Here is a 16,807-nt window from a genome sequence, read left to right as displayed (position 1 = left end):
GCATCGAGATGGTCGATCACCTGCTCGCGGTTGGCGCGGATCGCCTCGGCCACGCGCTGGTCGGCGGTGTTCAGCGTATCGCGGGTGCGGTCGACCACGTCAAACATCTGCGCGAATTCGGCTGGCAGTCGCGCGCGTCGCGGGGGGATGTCGGCCCCGCGGCGGCCCAGCTGATCCATCGCGCCGCTCAGGTCGCGGAAATTGGTACTGACCGAGCGGTTGACCAGATGCCCGAGCACCGCGCTTCCGGTTATGGCCAGGATCGAGAGCGTCAGGAAACCGATGAAACTGGTCAGTGACGCCTGCGAGCGAGCGGCGGCATGCGCCCGCTGCCCTTCGGCGACGCGGGTTTCGACCTGACGCAATGCGTCGATCCAGGCCGTGGCGCGGTTGAACCATTCGGGTCCGCTGAGCCCGGGCACCGCGGCGCCCGGCCCGGCGGCAAGAATCGCGTCGCGGGCGGCCGCCACCCCGGTATCGCGCTGGAGCGCGGCGAAATCGACCCCCGCCAGCGTCCCGTCGAGTTCCTGGATCGCCAGCCGCAGCAGCGCACCTTCGATGGCGCCCCGTTCGATGAAGCTGCGGAAACCAGCCTGGGCGAAACTCCCGGCCCCCAGACCCGTGGCCCCGACGGCGCGTTGCAGGCCGGCGGCCTCCTTCGCTTCGCTCAGGGCGCCGAGGCCGGCGCTGAGGCGCGTGATCTCAGGATCGCGTTGAAGCAGCAGCCGTTGCTCGATCTGTTCGAGGATGGCGCGGATCGTCGCGGTGTATTGCGCCCCGGAATCCCCCGGTGCGACGGATTGGTTGTCGACCTGCGCGCGCAGGCCCGCCAGAGCGCCCAGCGCCGTGCGCGCAGCGCCGGGCACGGCCGGGGCCCGCGCGAGGATGCGGTCCGTCGCGGCCCGGGCGTCGGGCAGGGTGTCGCGGAAATTCGTGCCGCCGGACGACAGGAAACCGGCACTCTGCCCGCGTTCGACCTGCAGATGGTGCACCAGTTCGCCCAGCACGATCCCCTCGGCAACGGCCCTCTCGGTGTTGCTGGCATCGACATAGGCCTGCCATTTGCCAAGGGTCAGGGGACCGCTGACGGCGATCAACGCAAGGAGCGGGATCGCGGCAAGGACCAGAACCTGGTGGCGCAGCTTCATGACAAGCCTCCGAATCGTACGACCGTCCTTCTGACTAGCCGCGACTCGTGAATCCTTGGTTTAGAGCGCTCAGCCAGGCAGGCGTGCGCGGGCCCTTGCGGCCTCGCCGGGCAGGCCCAGCCCCTCGTAGACCAGCGCCAGTTGCCGGTTCAGGGGAATACCGGTCGGGTCATAGCCGCGGCGCATCTCCAGTACCTGCTGCGCGGCAGACAGCGCCCCGGCCCGGATCAGCGCATCGAGATGAATTTGCTCGAAGAAATCACGCTGGGCGTGGGAGCCACCGATCTCCTGCAGGCGGGGCAGGGCGCGGCCGAGATGCCGGGCGGCCAGCGCGGCCTCGCCCCGTGCATGGGCGACAATGCCACGGGCGGCGGGCAGCGCGACTTCCTCCCAGGCGAGGCGGTCATGGGCCGGGGTGGCGGCGCGGGTCTCGATGGCCTCAAGCAGCGTGGCGGCCTCGGGGCACTGGGCGCGCTCCAGCGCGAAGAGATATTGCAGCGCTAGGAAGGGCGAGGTGGTGTCGGCACCGCGCTTGGCGACGTGATCGGCCACGTCCTGCCAGCGGGCGCCCACATCGACGCCCGCAAATTCCATCCGCGCCAGCAGCGAGGCGGCGCCGATCTGATCCTGCGAATAATCCTTCTCGCGGCCCCAGACATGGGTGTCGTAGACGGCCAGCGCATCGGCCATCCGGTTCCGGCTGAGGTAGAAGAGCGCGAGATGCCACCAGTTATGGGTGTGCATGAAGGAATTGAGGTCCGCCCAATCGTCGGACACCGATTCGAGGAAGGCGATCCCTTCGTCGACCCGGCCTTCGGTCAGCATGACATGGGCCAGCGCGTGATGCGCCCAGGGGTCGGTCAGCTCGATCTCCAGCGCGCGGCGGGCGGCGGCTTCGGCCTCGGGCATCAGGTGGCATTGTTCATAGCCGAAGGCGATCATGCCGTGCAGATAGGGGGTATCCTCGGCGTGTCTGAGTGCGTGCAGTGCCATGCGCAGCATTCCCGCCGCATCGCCGAGGTTGAAGAGGTGGTATTGCCCCAGCTTGATCAGCGCCAGGTCGCCGGGCCATTGCTGCGCCGCCTCCTCGGCCAGCTGGACCACCCGCGGGATGTCGCCCGCGACCCAGGCCGCCAGCACCTGCGCATTGGCCTTTTCTCGTTCATTTCCCGCGGCTTGCAGCGCGCGCTCGGCATAGGGGCGGGCCAGATCCGGAGCCATCGGCGCTTCGAGGAACATGTAAAGCATCCCGGCATAGGCATTGCCGAGGCAGCTGTCCGGATGCTGGTCGATCAGGCCGAGGATGGTCACCGCCTGCGGCTGATAGGCCAGGAACCCTTCAATGAAGGCGTCGATGGCGGCGACCAGCGCGGGGTCGGTGGCGGTGATCGGATTGCCGAGGCGGTCTTTGGTCATGGGGCGTCTCCGGTCAGGAAGGCGATCAGGGCAGCGAGCACGGCCTGCGGCGCGTCCCAATGCAGGGAATGGCCGCTGTCGGCGATCATCTCGATCCGCAGGTCGGGGATCGCGGCGAGGGCTTCGCGCGCGGCGCCCGGGGGGATCAGCAGGTCGTCGTCGGCCAGCAGGGCGAGCGTCGGGCAGCGCAGGGTCGCGGCAAGGGGGGCGGTATCGGCCCGCCCCAGCGCCGCCACCTGCGCGCGCATCTGCTCGGGGCGCTGGGCATGGGGATAGGCCAGCGACTGGGCGATGGCGGCGTCGAGCTGGCCGGGCGTTTCGAAGAAGCGGGGATGGAACAGCCAGGGCAGGAAGGCGCGCAGCCAGAGGTCGGGCGGCTGGCCCTCGGCCCGCAGCCGCAGCATCAGGTCGAAGAGCGCGGCGTTGCGGGGCAGGACCATCGGCGCGCTGGCCAGAAGGGCGAGCCGGGACACGGCTTCGGGCGCTTGGGCGGCCATGGCCAGAGCGATCATCCCGCCCAGCGAATGCCCGGCCAGGGCGACGGGGCCGAGGTCCAGATGCCGGGCCAGCGCCAGCGCGTCCCCGGCCCAATGCGCCAGCGACAGGGGCGCATCCACCGGCCGGGTGCGCCCGGTCGAGCGGTTGTCGGGGCGGATCACGGTGAAACGCTGCGCCAGCGGTTCGACCAGCGGCCCCCAGCTGGCGCTGTCCGAGGCGGTGCCGGCGATCAGCATCAGGGGCGGGCCTGCGCCGTCGACCTCGTAATGCAGCGTCACATCGGGCAGGGCGAGGGTCGGCATCAGCGCCTCCAGCAGGGCAGCAGGTCGCCGGGTTCCGGCCGGGCCTCGTAGATCGCGCGGGCGATGGCGCGCGACAGGCAGAGGGCGGCGGCGTGGCCGATCTCGGCCAGCTCGATATCCGAGGCGGGCTCGCCCTCGCCGGTGGTCAGGGCAAAGACCAGATCGCCGTCATGGGTCGTGTGGGCCGGGACCACGGCGCGGGCGATGCCGTCATGCGCGGCGATGGCCAGGCGGTGGCATTGGGATTTGCTCAGCGCCCGGTCGGTGGCGACGATGGCGATGGTGGTGTTCGCTCGCGGCGCGAAGAGTGCCTGCGATTTCAGGGAGATGAGCGGCCCGCATTGGCCCGAGGCCGGGTCAGGGCCAAGCCCGCCGAACTCGCCGTCGATCTCGAACGGGGCGGCCCAGAAATGGCCCGCTGGCGTGGTGGCACTGCCCACCGGATTGGCCGCGACCAGCGCGCCGACGGTGGTCCCGTCGCCCAGCACCAGCGAGGCCGAGCCCAGCCCGCCCTTCTGCATCGCCGCCAGCGCGCCGGTGCCCGCGCCCTCGGTCCCCAGCGCGAAATCGGGCGCGGCGGCCGCCAGCGCCTGACGGCCGAGGGCGCGGTAGGGGGTCTCGGCCCAGTCCTTCTGTCCACCGTTCAGCAGATCGAACAGGATGGCCCCCGGGACCAGCGGGATCAGCGCCGCGCCCAGTTGCAGGCCCCGGCCGGACGCGCGCAGGCCCTCCGTCACCCCCGAACAGGCGTCGAGCCCATAGGCCGAGCCGCCCGACAGCACCAGCGCATCGACGCCCGCGTTCGACTTGTCGGGTGCCAGCAGGTCCGTCTCCCGCGTGCCGGGGGCGCCGCCCTGCACCGCGACGCTGGCCAGAAACGGCGCGTCCCCGGTCAGCACCGTCACCCCCGATTTCAGCGCCGGGTCGGCGGCATTGCCGACCTTCAGCCCCGCCACATCGGTGATCAGGTTGCGCGGGCCGGGCCTATATGCAGCGGCCACCGTCAACCTCCATGGCGACACCGGTGATCATCGAGGCCTCGTCCGAGCACAGGAACAGCGCCGCATTGCCCATGTCCTCGGCGGTCGAGAAGCGGCCAAGCGGAATGGTGGACAGGAATTTCGCCCGGATTTCCGGCGTGTCCTCGCCCATGAAGGACTTCAGCAGCGGCGTCTCGCCCGCCACCGGGTTCAGCGCGTTGACCCGGATGCCGGCGGGCGCCAGCTCGACCGCCAGCGCCTTCGTCGCGGTGATCACCCAGCCTTTCGAGGCGTTGTACCAGCACAGCCGCGGCCGGGGCGAGACGCCGGCGGTCGAGGCGATGTTGAGGATGACCCCCGATTTCCGCGCCTTGAAGCCCGGGACGAAAGCCTGCGTCGTCAGATAGATGGCCTTCATGTTGACCGCGAAGATCCGGTCGAAATCGGCTTCCGAGACCTCTTCGGTCGCCATCGGCAGATGCGTCACCCCGGCGTTGTTCACCACGATATCGACGGCCCCCGCCTGATCGCGCAGGGCCTCGACCGCGGCGCGGTCGGCGACGTTGCAGGCGACGCCCAGCCCGCCGATTTCCTCGGCCACCGCCTTCGCCGCATCGCCGTTGATGTCGGCGACGATGACCCGGGCCCCCTCGGCCGCGAAACGGCGGGCGATGCCCGCGCCGAAGCCCGAGCCCGCGCCGGTCACCACGGCAATCTTGTCCTGCAATCTCATGGCGTTCCTCTCCTTCATCGCCGGGCGTCGGGACGCGCGGCGGTCCATGTCACTGTATCGGCCTCGCCCAGACGGGCAAAGCGCGCGAGTTCGGCGTCGAGCCGGGCAATGCGGCCCGAGCCCCAGCGGCTGCCCGGTTCGGGCCAGAAGCCCGTCACCTCGATCTCGCCCTTGGCGCGGTTGCCCTTGATCTCCATCCGGCCGACGAAGGTATCGCCGTCCAGAAGCGGATAGACGTAATAGCCCCAGCGGCGCTGGGCGGCGGGCACGAACATCTCGTTGCGGTAATCGAAGCCGAAGAGCCGCTCCAGCCGGTTGCGGTCACGGATCGCCGGGTCGAAAGGGTTCAGGATTCGCAGACGGGGCGGCACCTCGGGCGCCGTGGCCAGCCGCGTCTCGATCTCGGGATGCGCCAGCGCCGCGCGCCAGCTGCCGTCCGCCGACTGGATGCGCACCGGCACAGTGGCCGCGCCTTCGGCCCAGACGCGGGCCTCCTCGGCGCTGGCGACGGCATAGAAGCGCTGCACCTCGCCCTGCGTGGCCATGGTCAGCCGGTTCAGCGCGTCGTCGTGCAGGCGCGTCAGGGCCTCGGGTTCCGGCAGCGGGTCGTGCGCCGGGAAGACCCGGGTGCCGAGGTCGTAGAATTTGACGAAATTCACCCGGTGGCAGGTCGCCAGATCGCCCGCGTACCACAGTTGATCGAGCACCTTCTTGTGTGGCGGCCGGGCCCACATCTCGCGGCTTTCGGCTTTGGTTTCAAAAGCCTGGGTGGAGAGGGCGCCTTCGGCCTCGATCCGTGCCCGGATCGCTGCGACCTCGTGTTGTGCCAGCCCCGATTGATACCAGGCGCCACGTCCTGCCTTTTCCCCCAACCGGCGAAACTGGACCTGCCAGAGGGGCAGCAGCGAGACGGGCAACAGGCTCGCATCATGGGTGAAATGCTCGAAGAGGGCGCGTTTGGCCAGATGCGGCCAGAGCATCCCCTCGCGATACCGGCGGTTGCGCGACCACAGGATGTGGTTATGCGCCCGGGTCACGTTGCGGATCGTGTCAATCTGCAAGAGGCCCAGCGCCTCGATCATCCCGGGCACGTCGACGGGGCCGGTGGCGGGGCCCGAAAGCCCGTTCACCGCCAGCCAGAGCCGCCGCGCGTCGCGGTTGGGGATGTCGAGGGGGGCGCTCATCCGTGCCAGGCGGCGACGGTCTTCAGGGTCGAGAAGCCGTAGAGCGCCTCGAACCCCTTTTCGCGGCCGTGGCCGGATTTGCCGACCCCGCCGAAGGGCAGTTCGACCCCGCCCCCCGCGCCGTAATTGTTGATGAACACCTGACCGGCGTGCAGCGCCTTCGCCAGCCGCATCTGCCGCCCGCCATCCGCCGTCCAGACCGATGCGACGAGGCCGTAATCGGTGGAATTGGCGATGCGCAGGGCGTCGGCTTCATCGTCAAACGGGATCAGCACCTGCACCGGGCCGAAGATTTCCTGCTGGGCGAGCGCGTGGTCCGAGGGCACCTCGGCAAAGAGCGTCGGGCAGACGTAGTGCCCGGCATTGCTGGCCTGCGAAGTCAGCACACCCTCGGCCGCAACCGCCAGGTCCGCGCCTTGGGCGATATAGCCCTGCACGATGCCCTTCTGCCGGGCGGAAATCAGCGGACCCACACGCGGGTCGCTCAGCGCCGGGCCCACGGTCAGCTTGCCGTATTCGGCGGCCATCCGGGCGCGAACCTCGTCATAGACGCCCCGCTGCACCAGAATGCGGGACGAGGCCGAGCAGGTCTGCCCCGCGTTCTGGATGCCCGCATTGACCAGAAACGGCAGCGCGCGGTCGAGGTCCGCGTCGTTGAACACCAGCTGCGGCGACTTGCCGCCCAGTTCCAGCGTCACCGGCACCACGTTCTTCGCCGCCGCCGTCTGGATCAGCACGCCCACGCCGACCGAGCCGGTGAAGCTGACGTGCTGGATGCCGGGATGGCCGGCCAGCGCCGCGCCAGCCTCGGCCCCGAGCCCCGTCACCACGTTCAGCGCGCCCGCAGGCAGCCCCGCCTCCATCGCCAGCGCGGCGAAGGCCAGCGCGGTGAGGCAGGCTTCCTCGGCTGGTTTCAGGACGCAGGCATTGCCCATGGTCAGCGCGGCGCCGACCGAGCGGCCGATGATCTGCATCGGGTAATTCCAGGGGATGATATGCCCCGTGACCCCATGCGGCTCGCGCAGCGTGTAGACGGTGTAGCCGTCGAGATAGGGGATCGTCTCGCCGGTGATCTTGTCGGCAGCGCCGCCGTAAAACTCCATGTAGCGCGCCAGCGCCACGGCATCGGCGCGGGCCTGTGTGAGCGGCTTGCCCACGTCGCGGGCTTCCAGCACGGCCAGATCCTCGGCCCGTTCCAGCACCAATTGGCCCAGCCGGGTCAGGATGCGCCCGCGTTCCAGCGCCGTCATCCGGCCCCAGACGCCCGCCCGGGCTTCGTGCGCCGCAGCGACGGCGGCGTCCACGTCGGCGGCCTTGCCCCGGGCGATGCGGGTCAGCTCCTCGCCGGTCGAGGGGTCGGTCAGGGGCAGGCTCTCGGCCGCTTCGCGCCATTCACCGGCGATCAGATGGCTGGCGGCGGGGATCTTGAAGGCGTCAAGGCACATGGGTCAGAGGCTCACTTCGGGAAGTTTCGGCGCGGCGGCGAGGAGGGTGCGGGTGTAGGGATGCTGCGGATCGGTGAAGACCTGTTCGGTCGGGCCTTGCTCGACGATCTTGCCCGATTGCATGACCATCACCCGGTCGGTGACGCCGCGCACCACGCTCAGGTCATGGCTGATGAACAGGTAGCTCAAGGGGCGTTCGCGGCAGAGATCGGCAATGAGATCAAGGCATTGCGCCCGAACGGACACATCGAGGGCCGAGACCGCCTCGTCAAACACGATCAGCGCCGGATCGTTGATCAGCGCCCGGGCGATGGCGATGCGCTGGCGCTGACCGCCGGAAAACTCGTGGATATAGCGGTCGGCATCGGCGGGTTTCAGGCCCACCGCGACCAGCGCCTCGGCGATCTTGGCGGCGCGGGCCTCGCCCTGCGGCGGGTTTTCCAGCAGGTGGAAGGGCTCGGCGATCAGGCGGCGGACGCGGTGGCGGGGGTTGAAGCTGCCATAGGGGTCCTGGAACACCACCTGCATCTGGCGGCGCACCGCGAGGTTGGGGTGCTTCTCGGCCCAGACCGGGGCGCCGTTCAGGGTGATCGCGCCGGATTGGATCGGCTCCAGCCCCAGCAAAGCGCGGGTCAAAGTGGACTTGCCGCAGCCGGATTCGCCCACCAGCCCCAGCCGTTCGCCCTTGTTCAGGACGAAACTCACGTCATCCACCGCCCGGGTTTCCGTCCGGGCACCGAACAGGCCCTTGCGCGGCTGACGATAGCTGCGGACGACATTTTCGACCTTCAGCAGCGGCACCGGCGGTGGGGCAGGGGGAAGGTCGACGCGGTGGGTCGAGGCGGCAAACAGTGCCTTGGTATAGGGGTGCTGCATGGCGCGGAACAGCTGCTGGGTAGGGCCGGTCTCCACCACCCGGCCGTGCTGCATGACGACGATCCGGTCGGCCATGTCCGAGACCACGGCGAGGTCATGGGTGATCATCATCAGCCCCATGCCGAAATCCTGCGTCAGGTCTTTCAGCAGGTCCAGAATGCGGGCCTGCGTGGTCACGTCCAAGGCCGTCGTCGGCTCGTCCGCGATCAGCAGGCGGGGGCGGAGCGCGATGGCCATGGCGATCACCACCCGCTGGCGCTGCCCGCCGGACAATTCATGCGGATAGCGGCTGAGAGGGAAGCGGTCCTCGGGCAGGCCGACGCGGGTCAGCACCTGTCGGGCACGCTCCATCGCCTCGGCCCGGGTGACGCTTTCATGTTGCAGGATCGTCTCGGCAACCTGTGTGCCGATGGTCATCACCGGGTTCAGCGCCGTCATCGGCTCCTGGAACACCATGCCGATCCGGGCGCCGCGGACGCGGCACATCTGCGGCTCGGTCAGGGCCAGCAGATCCTCGCCATCGAGCAGGATCTGGCCCTTGGTGCGCGCGGCACCGGGCAGCAGGCCCATGGTGGCGAGCGCGGTCATCGACTTGCCCGAGCCGCTCTCGCCGGTGATGGCGACGATCTCGCCCGGGGCCACGTCCAGCGAGACATCGTGCAGGATGTCGTAGGTGCCGATGGCCAAGGACAGGTTCTGGATAGAGAGAAGGCTCATGTGCGGGCCACCCGGATGCGGGGGTCGAGCAGGTCCCTGAGCCCGTCGCCCATCAGATTGAGCCCCAGCACCATCAGCACGATGGCCAGTCCCGGGATCAGCGCCACATGCGGCGCGATGCTGGCCAGGGTCTGCGCATCGGCCAGCATCCGTCCCCAGCTGGCAGTGGGGGGCTGGGCGCCGAGGCCGATGTAGGAAAGCGCGGCCTCGGCCAGAATGCCCAGCGAGAACTGGATGGTGCCCTGCACGATCAGCAGGTTGGCGATGTTGGGCAGGATATGCTCGACCGAGATGCGGGCCTTGTTCTTGCCCGCGACCCGGGCGGCGAGGATGAAATCGCGCGACCAGAAGCTGAGCGCGGCGCCGCGGGTGACGCGGGCGAAGACGGGGATGTTGAAGATGCCGATGGCGATGATCGCGTTCGCGGCCCCGGCGCCGAAGACGGCGGTGATCAGGATGGCGATGACCAGACTGGGGAAGGCGAAGATCAGGTCGTTGCCGCGCATGATCACCTCATCCAGCAGCGAGCCCCGGCGGGCGGCGGCGGTCAGGCCCAGCGGCACGCCGATGCCCATGCCGATCCCCACGGCCAGCAGCGCCACGGCGATGGAGGTGCGCGCGCCCATCATGATCATCGACAGGATGTCGCGGCCGAGGTGGTCGGTGCCCAGCCAATTCACCGCGTCGGGGGCGTGCAGGCGGTTGGGGATGTCCAGCAGCTCGATATCGTAAGGCGTCCAGACGAAGGACAGGAGCGCGCCGCCGAGAAAAAGCACGGTCAGCAGGGCGCCGAGGATCAGGGTACGGGGCAGGCTCATGCGCGGACCCTCAGGCGCGGGTCGACCAGCGCATAGGCGAGGTCCACGGCGAAATTGACGATGATCACCAGCCCGACCAGCAGCATGACGACGCTTTCCACGACGATCAGGTCACGCGAGGAAATCGCCTGAAAGATCAGGCGGCCGAGGCCCGGCAGGTAGAAGATCTGCTCGATGACGATGCCCCCCGCCAGCAGGAACGAGAATTGCAGGCCGATGATGGTCAGCACCGGAATGAGCGCGTTGCGGACCGCGTGGCGCCAGAGGGCCTGACGGCGGCTCAGCCCCTTGGCGCGGGCGGTGCGGATGAAATCTTCGCCCAGCATATCCAGCAGGGACGAGCGCATGACGCGCGCCAGGATCGCCGCCTGCGGCAGGGCCAAGGCCACCGCGGGCAGGATCAGCGCCTTGATCCCGGGCCAGATTCCGTTGCCCCAGCCCGGGAAGCCCCCGGCCGAGACCCAGCGCAGGTTCACGGCGAAGACCAGTACCAGGATCATGGCGAACCAGAAATTCGGCACCGCGACGCCCAGCTGCGTGGCGCCCATGACGCCCGCGTCGCCCAGCTTGCCGCGGCGGCTGGCGGCGTAGATCCCGGCCGGGAAGGCGATGAGGATGGTCAGCCCCAGCGCCAGAACCGCCAGCGGCAACGAGACCACCATGCGGTCGAGGATCATCTGCGAGACGGGGGTGCGGTAGGTGTAGGAGCGGCCGAAATCGCCCTGCAGCATCCCCGCCGTCCAGTCGAGGTAGCGCTGCACCTTGGGCACATCGAGGCCCAGCTCGGCGCGCAGCGCCGCCACGGTGTCGGGCCGCGCGTTGACGCCCAGCATATAGGCGGCGGGGTCGCCCGGCACGACCTCGACCACGGTGAAGATCACCATCGAGGCGACGATCAGGCTGAGGCATAGCGAGACAAGGCGACCGACCGTGTAGCGGATCATCGCAGGCGGGCTCCCGGGTCGGTTGGGTCAGGCGGGGGAGGGCGGCGCCAGTGCGGCGCCGCCCGAGAGGGTCAGGGCCAGGAGACCGCGGTCAGGTCGATGGCGGCGGTCGGCTGGTTCAGCCACAGCCCCTCGATCCCGGCGCGGGCCACGGTCGGCACCGCCAGTTCGAAGAGATAGGCGTTGACGTAATCCTCGGCGATGATGGTCTGCGCCTGTTGCAGCAACTCGGTGCGCCGGGCCGGGTCCGTCGTCTCGTTCAGCGTGGTCATCAGCGCCTGGAGGTCCGGGTTGTTGTACTGGAAGTAGTACTCCGGGTTGGCGTAGATGTTGATGTCCATCGGCTCGGTATGGCTGACGATGGTCAGGCCGAAATCACGCCCGCGGAAGGTGGTTTCCAGCCATTGCGCCCATTCCTGGTTGTTGATCTCGGTCTGGATCCCCACGGCGCGCAGCTGGGCGGCGATGATCTCGCCCCCGCGGCGGGCATAGGAGGGCGGCGGCAGGTTCAGCGTGGTGGTGAACCCGTCCGGCAGCCCGGCCTCGGCCAGCAGCGCGCGCGACCGCTCGGGGTCGTAGTTCGAGAGGCCCGTGAGGTCGACGTAATCGGGGTTATGCGGCGCGAAATGGGTGCCGATCGGCGTGCCCAGCCCATACATCGCCCCGTCGATCACCGCTTGCCGGTCGATGGCATGGGCCACGGCCTGACGCACCAGCGGGTTGTCGAAGGGCTCGCGGCCGTTGTTCATGGCGAGGATCGTCTCGCCCTCGGTATTGCCCACCAGCACCTGGAAGCGCGGGTCGGCCTCGAACTGCGGCAGGTTCTCGGGCGCGGGGTAGCCGACGAAGACATCGACATCCTCGGCCATCAGGGCGGCGAAGGCGGCGGTCGGATCGGCGATGAAACGGAAGGTCGCGGTCTCAAGCGCCGCTGGCGTGCCCCAGTAATTCGGGTTGCGGCTGATGTTGATGTGGTCGCCCTGCACCCAGTCGGCGAACATGAAGGCGCCGGTGCCGATGGGATGGGTCGCGGCCTCGCCGATGCTTTCGGGCGCCACGATCACCGCGTCACCCCACGCGAGGTTGAAGAGGAGCGCCCCGGTCGGCGCGCTGAGCGTGACCTGCACCGTCAGCGGGTCGATCACCGTCACCTCGGCAATATTGGCGAAGAGCGCCTTCTGGGCGTTGGTCGAATCCTCGGCCCGGGCGCGGTCGAGGGTGAATTTCACATCCTCGGCGTCCATGGTGGTGCCGTCGTGGAAGGTCACGCCGTCGCGCAGGTGGAAGGTATAGGTCAGCCCGTCCTCGGAAATGTCCCAGCTTTCCGCCAGCCCGGGCACGACCGAGCCATCCGACATGAAGCGCGTCAGCCCTTCGTAGATGTTGGAATAGACCACCGAATCGATGGCCTGCGCGGCGCCCGCCGTCGGGTCGAGGTTCGGCGGCTCAAGCTGCATCGCCACGTTCACATGCGTGTGCTGGGCCAAGGCCGCACCCGCGAACAGGGCCGTCGAACCGGCCAGCATCAGCGTCGTCAGTCGTTTCATTCCTGGGTCTCCCTGTTTTTGTCGTCCGGCAACAGCAGGGCGGCGAGGCTGCGGGCCATCACCGCCGCACTGTCCATCATGTCGTCGACCCCGACATATTCGTCGGGTTTGTGCGCAAGTTCCAGCAGTCCCGGCCCATAGGCCACACAGTTCTTCAGCTTGCCGATCCGGTCGATATGTTTCTGGTCGTAGCTGCCGGGCGAGGCGACGAATTCGGCCTCCTTGCCCATGACCTCTTCGATGGCGGCGGCGACGGTGCGGGCGATCGGCGCCTCGCGGTCGGTCATCGAGGGGATGACGTGATTGAGTTCGCGCACGGCATAGTCGAACCGCGGCCGGTCGCGTTTCAGCCCTTCCAGCAGATCCACGATTTCCCCCCGCACGCTGTCGAGCGATTCCTCGACCAGATAGCGCCGGTCTATCACGATCCGGCAGCTGTCCGGCACGCAATGGGAGGGCAGCGCGGTCGAGCCCGGCGCCTGTTCGGGCTGGCCGCCATGGATCGAGTTGATGTTCATGGTCGAGGAGCGCGCGCCCTCCGGCACCACCGGCATCTCGGTGTGCCGGGCGGCCATGGCGGGATAGAGCCGGTCCTCGAACCGGTCCAGTACCGCCCCCATGTGGCGCACGGCGCAATCGCCGAGGAAGGGCATGGAGCCATGGGCGATCTCGCCGAAGGTCTCGATCTCGGCCCACCAGCCACCGCGATGGCCAAGGCAGACGCGGTCTTTCTGCAGGGGCTCGGGGATGATCACGTGCTGCACCCGCTCGGGCGAGAAGAAGCCCTTTTCGGCGAGATACGCCACCCCGCCATAGCCGCCCGATTCCTCGTCCGCGGTGCCGGAAATCTCGATGGCGCCCGCGTAATCCGGATGGGTCGCCAGAAACGCTTCGACCGCGATGATGGACGCCGCCAGCCCACCCTTCATGTCGCAAGCGCCCCGGCCATAGATCTTGCCGTCCTTCAACTCGCCGCCGAACGGGTCCATGGTCCAGCCTGCGCCGACATCGACCACGTCGATATGGCTGGTGAAATGCACGCAATCGCCGCTGCGCCGCCCCTCGCGCCGGGCCACCACGTTCCAGCGCGGATAGGCGTCGCAATCGCCGGGGGTGCCATGGGCGCGGATCAGCTGCGTCTCGAACCCTGCGCCTTTCAGGCGACGGTCGAGATACTCGCAGATCTCCCGGTAATTCTCGCCCGGCGGGTTCAGGGTCGGGATGCGGATCAGATCCTGCGTCAGGGTGATCAGATCCTCGCGCCGCTCCTGCAGGGCGGCCATGAGGCGGAGGTGGCGAGGGTTGGTCGGGGCAAGGCTGATCATGCGAGCAGATTGATCAAAGACAAATACGGTATCAATACCGTAGAAATACGGCATGGAAACCCAACTCGCCCTTCTCGCCTTCAACGCCGCTCCGGTCGCCATCGTGCTGACCGAACAGCGGGTGATCCGCGCCTGCAACGCAACCTTCGCCCGGCTCTTGGGCTACCGGGCCGAGGATCTGCCGGGCCAGTCATTCCGCCTTTTCTATGGCTCGGACGAGGAATTCGAGGAGATCCGCGACGTCGGCCTGACGCTGCTGCGCGAGACAGGCAGCTATACCGACGAGCGGCTGGTGCGTCACGGGGCGGGCCACGCGCTCTGGTGCCGGTTCCGGGCGACGACGCTGGCGCCCGAGGCGCCGCTCGACCGGCTGGTGATGAGTTTCGCGCCGATCCACGAGGGCGGCCCGGTCAGCTTGTCGAAACGCGAGCGGCAGGTGCTGGAGCTGATGAACCGCCGCCTGACCAGCAAGGAAATCGCCGCCCGCCTGCATCTGAGCCCGCGTACGGTGGACGATGTGCGGGGGCGGCTGATCAAGCGCTTCGGGGTCAGGCGGGCGGCCGATATCCTGCCGATGCTGGGCGGGCGCGGCTGAGCGCGCGGGTCACGCCGCGGTTTCGGCCTGCGGCGCGCGGTTGAAGGCATAGTGCAGGCGGGCGAAACCCTCGGGCGTCTTCTCCGCCGCCAGCAGGGTGAGCCCGGCCTCCAGCCCGGTCGCCGGGAACAGCGGCCGCCCGCCGCCGATGATCTCGGGGATCACGAAAACCTGGATCTCGTCCAGCGCGCCGCGCTCCATGAAGGCCATCTGCAGGCGCCCGCCGCCCAGCATCCAGACATCGCCATCCTGAAGCGCCCGCAATTCGGCGATCAGCGCGTCGATATCGCTGCGGGTCTCCAGCGGGCCCTTCGGATCTTCGATCGGGCGCGAGGTCACGACGATCACCCGCTGGTTGCCATAGGCCCAGGGCGAGGGATCGTTGGCGATGAAATCATAGGTGCCGCGCCCCATGACCACGGTGCGGATGCGGCGCAGGAAGCGGTCGTAATCCTTCTCCTCCGGGCCCGGCTTGTCGTGACGGAACAGCCAGTCCAGACCGTCGTCCTCGGTGGCGATGAAACCGTCGAGGCTGGCGGCGATATATCCGAGAATGGAGGCCATGCGATTCTCCTTGAATATAAATGAACGTTTATTTATATTCAGACCATGAGCCGCCGCAAGTCCATTTCCGACGATGCCCTGCTGGACCGCTTGCTGGTCGGGATCCAGCAGACCGGCCCCGCGGACCTGTCCTTCGCCCGGGCCGCGCGTTTCGCAGGCCTCTCCGCCCCGACGCTGGTGCAGCGCTTCGGCAGCCGCGAGGCGATGGTCGAGGCGGTGCTGCTCAGGGCCTGGGACCTGCTCGACGCCCGCACGGCCGGGGCCGATTCCGCCTGCGGGCCGGGGGCGCGGGGGGCGGTGGATCTGCTGCTTCAGCTGACGCTTGGGGGCGAGGCCGAGCATGACAGCGGCGACGGCCTGCTGCTTTTGCGCGAGGATATCCGCAATCCCGTCCTGCGCGCCCGTGGCGCCGCCTGGGGCGAGGCCCTGGCCCAAGCCATCGCCCGCCGGTTGCCCGAGGACGGCACGCGCCTGGGGTGGGAGGCCGTCAGCCTCTGGCAGGGCGCCATCATCTGGTGGTCCTTCCGCCGCAACGCCCCGCTGGCCGAGGTCGTGGCCAAGACGCTGGAAGACTGGCGCAAGCGGAACGGCGATCTGGCCCGCTGAGGGGCTGGCCTACGCGCGGGCATGAGCCTGCAACCGCCGGCAAGCCGGGGCAATGCGTCCAAAAGCAAGGGAAGGGGAGGGGGATGGTGCTGCAAGAGAGGATTGAACTCTCGACCTCTCCCTTACCAAGGGAGTGCTCTACCACTGAGCTACTGCAGCGTCGCCACGGGCGGCTGATTAGACGCAAAGCGCGGCCGGTGCAAGCCCCGACTGGACATTATTTCATCGAGCGTTAAGACAGGCCCCATGAGCGGCGACAAGGTCAGCAAGAACGCAGCACCGGCCGGGCCCGACGGCGCCCGGCGCGTCAAGGCCGTGCGCGGCACAAAGGGCGACGAAGCCAGGGAGGCCCGCGTCAAGGCGGCGCTGAAGGCCAATATCGCCCGGCGCAAGGCTCAGGCCCGGGCGCGCGGCGAAAGCGAGGATATGGATGAGTGATGCCCGATTCGAAGACGGCGCCGAGGCGCCGCTGCGGCTCCTGGCCCGCGACGCCGAGGATCTGAAAGTGATCTCGGCGCTGGTGCAGGACGCGGTGCTCACCGGCGCCGACCTGCGCTACAACCGCGCCCGGCGGCGATTCTCGCTGCTGCTGAACCGGTTCCGCTGGGAGGACGAAGGCCGGGCCCGGGCCTCGGGACGGCGCTTCGAACGGGTGCGCGCGGTGCTCGATTTCTCGGATGTGACGGCGGTGGCGCATCAGGGTCTGGCGCGGGACGCGGAAACCGTGCTGTCGCTTCTGTCCATCGACTATACCCCCGCCGCCGAGCCCGAGCCGGGCGCGCCCGCGGGGCCGGGCCGGGTGGTGCTGACCTTCGCCGGGGATGGTGCGCTGGCGCTCAGCGTCGAATGCCTGGAGGTCGAGCTCAGCGACGTGACCCGCCCCTATCTCGCCCCCTCGCATCACGCGCCCGATCATCAGGCCTGACGCCTGAAGCCGCCCAGCGGCGGGAGGCACGCTCCCGCCCGCCCATCCCGCGCGCCTCCCGCCGCGGAGAGCTTGGCGCGTGTGGCGGCCCCGGGGGCCTTCTGCCCCCGGACCCCCGAGGATATTTGAAGAACAAAGATGAAGGTTAAGGGGGCGTTAAGCCGCCTTCTTTGCGCTGCAAATA

General features: G+C 68.8%; 17 protein-coding genes and 1 tRNA gene. 4 read left to right on the top strand and 14 right to left on the bottom strand.

The annotated features are described in order from the left end of the window. From VDQ18_RS17000 to VDQ18_RS16945, 12 genes are all read right to left on the bottom strand, one after another. Positions 1 to 1,148: nitrate- and nitrite sensing domain-containing protein (locus VDQ18_RS17000; protein WP_323022110.1), on the bottom strand; the 1,148-nt coding region annotated here is incomplete at its 3' end. 69 nt (positions 1,149 to 1,217) lie between these two features. Next, positions 1,218 to 2,564 (bottom strand): tetratricopeptide repeat protein, encoded by a 1,347-nt coding sequence (locus VDQ18_RS16995; protein ID WP_323022109.1) that lies wholly within the window; start codon positions 2,562 to 2,564, stop codon positions 1,218 to 1,220. Next, complete coding sequence (locus VDQ18_RS16990) at positions 2,561 to 3,364, bottom strand: alpha/beta hydrolase (protein ID WP_323022108.1); 804 nt, start codon at positions 3,362 to 3,364, stop codon at positions 2,561 to 2,563. The genes VDQ18_RS16995 and VDQ18_RS16990 overlap by 4 nt, the downstream gene beginning before the upstream one ends. Next, complete coding sequence (locus tag VDQ18_RS16985) at positions 3,364 to 4,365, bottom strand: P1 family peptidase (protein WP_323022107.1); 1,002 nt, start codon at positions 4,363 to 4,365, stop codon at positions 3,364 to 3,366. The genes VDQ18_RS16990 and VDQ18_RS16985 overlap by 1 nt, the downstream gene beginning before the upstream one ends. Then, entirely contained in the window at positions 4,349 to 5,077 is a 729-nt protein-coding gene (locus tag VDQ18_RS16980; protein WP_323022106.1) for an SDR family oxidoreductase, read from the bottom strand. Before VDQ18_RS16980 ends, VDQ18_RS16985 begins: the two co-directional genes overlap by 17 nt. Positions 5,078 to 5,091: 14 nt before the next feature. After that, positions 5,092 to 6,261, bottom strand: coding sequence for a winged helix-turn-helix domain-containing protein (locus tag VDQ18_RS16975; RefSeq protein WP_323022105.1), 1,170 nt, complete (start codon positions 6,259 to 6,261; stop codon positions 5,092 to 5,094). Then, positions 6,258 to 7,706, bottom strand: coding sequence for an aldehyde dehydrogenase family protein (locus VDQ18_RS16970; protein WP_323022104.1), 1,449 nt, complete (start codon positions 7,704 to 7,706; stop codon positions 6,258 to 6,260). Before VDQ18_RS16970 ends, VDQ18_RS16975 begins: the two co-directional genes overlap by 4 nt. 3 nt (positions 7,707 to 7,709) lie before the next feature. Further along, the gene (locus VDQ18_RS16965) at positions 7,710 to 9,299 is read right to left on the bottom strand and encodes an ABC transporter ATP-binding protein (RefSeq protein WP_323022103.1); all 1,590 of its coding nucleotides are present in this window, start codon (positions 9,297 to 9,299) and stop codon (positions 7,710 to 7,712) included. After that, positions 9,296 to 10,111 carry an ABC transporter permease gene (locus VDQ18_RS16960; protein ID WP_323022111.1) on the bottom strand — a complete coding sequence of 272 codons (816 nt, stop codon included), beginning with the start codon at positions 10,109 to 10,111 and terminating at the stop codon, positions 9,296 to 9,298. The genes VDQ18_RS16965 and VDQ18_RS16960 overlap by 4 nt, the downstream gene beginning before the upstream one ends. 2 nt (positions 10,112 to 10,113) lie before the next feature. Continuing rightward, positions 10,114 to 11,061, bottom strand: a complete 948-nt coding sequence (locus VDQ18_RS16955) for an ABC transporter permease (RefSeq protein ID WP_323022102.1) — start codon at positions 11,059 to 11,061, stop codon at positions 10,114 to 10,116. Between the two features lie 71 nt (positions 11,062 to 11,132). Next, positions 11,133 to 12,608: an ABC transporter substrate-binding protein gene (locus VDQ18_RS16950; RefSeq protein ID WP_323022101.1), complete on the bottom strand. Its 1,476-nt coding sequence runs from the start codon at positions 12,606 to 12,608 to the stop codon at positions 11,133 to 11,135. Beyond that, positions 12,605 to 13,891 (bottom strand): acetylornithine deacetylase/succinyl-diaminopimelate desuccinylase family protein, encoded by a 1,287-nt coding sequence (locus VDQ18_RS16945; RefSeq protein WP_416235121.1) that lies wholly within the window; start codon positions 13,889 to 13,891, stop codon positions 12,605 to 12,607. The genes VDQ18_RS16950 and VDQ18_RS16945 overlap by 4 nt, the downstream gene beginning before the upstream one ends. Positions 13,892 to 13,985: 94 nt before the next feature. On the opposite strand from VDQ18_RS16945, the gene VDQ18_RS16940 reads away from it, so the two are divergent. Then, positions 13,986 to 14,528: a LuxR C-terminal-related transcriptional regulator gene (locus VDQ18_RS16940; RefSeq protein WP_323022099.1), complete on the top strand. Its 543-nt coding sequence runs from the start codon at positions 13,986 to 13,988 to the stop codon at positions 14,526 to 14,528. Positions 14,529 to 14,537: 9 nt separating this feature from the next. Here VDQ18_RS16940 and VDQ18_RS16935 read toward each other — a convergent pair whose 3' ends face one another. After that, positions 14,538 to 15,092, bottom strand: coding sequence for a dihydrofolate reductase family protein (locus VDQ18_RS16935; RefSeq protein WP_323022098.1), 555 nt, complete (start codon positions 15,090 to 15,092; stop codon positions 14,538 to 14,540). Positions 15,093 to 15,137: 45 nt separating this feature from the next. Here VDQ18_RS16935 and VDQ18_RS16930 point away from each other — a divergent pair, with 45 nt between their 5' ends. Beyond that, positions 15,138 to 15,698 carry a TetR/AcrR family transcriptional regulator gene (locus VDQ18_RS16930; RefSeq protein WP_323022097.1) on the top strand — a complete coding sequence of 187 codons (561 nt, stop codon included), beginning with the start codon at positions 15,138 to 15,140 and terminating at the stop codon, positions 15,696 to 15,698. 84 nt (positions 15,699 to 15,782) lie between these two features. Here VDQ18_RS16930 and VDQ18_RS16925 read toward each other — a convergent pair. Beyond that, a tRNA-Thr gene (locus tag VDQ18_RS16925) sits at positions 15,783 to 15,857 on the bottom strand. A gap of 87 nt (positions 15,858 to 15,944) precedes the next feature. Between VDQ18_RS16925 and VDQ18_RS16920 the strand changes: the two genes are divergently transcribed. Both VDQ18_RS16920 and VDQ18_RS16915 read left to right on the top strand, forming a co-directional pair. Then, a complete protein-coding gene (locus tag VDQ18_RS16920) occupies positions 15,945 to 16,136 on the top strand; it encodes a hypothetical protein (RefSeq protein WP_323022096.1) in 192 nt (63 codons plus the stop codon). Further along, positions 16,129 to 16,623, top strand: a complete 495-nt coding sequence (locus tag VDQ18_RS16915; protein ID WP_323022095.1) for a DUF2948 family protein — start codon at positions 16,129 to 16,131, stop codon at positions 16,621 to 16,623. The genes VDQ18_RS16920 and VDQ18_RS16915 overlap by 8 nt, the downstream gene beginning before the upstream one ends. Positions 16,624 to 16,807 lie beyond the last annotated feature (184 nt).

The sequence above is a fragment of the Pararhodobacter sp. genome (assembly GCF_034676075.1).
Classification (GTDB): Bacteria; Pseudomonadota; Alphaproteobacteria; order Rhodobacterales; family Rhodobacteraceae; genus Pararhodobacter.
The sequence above is the reverse complement of the archived record's forward strand: the minus strand, read 5'-3'. Positions and strand labels throughout refer to the sequence as shown.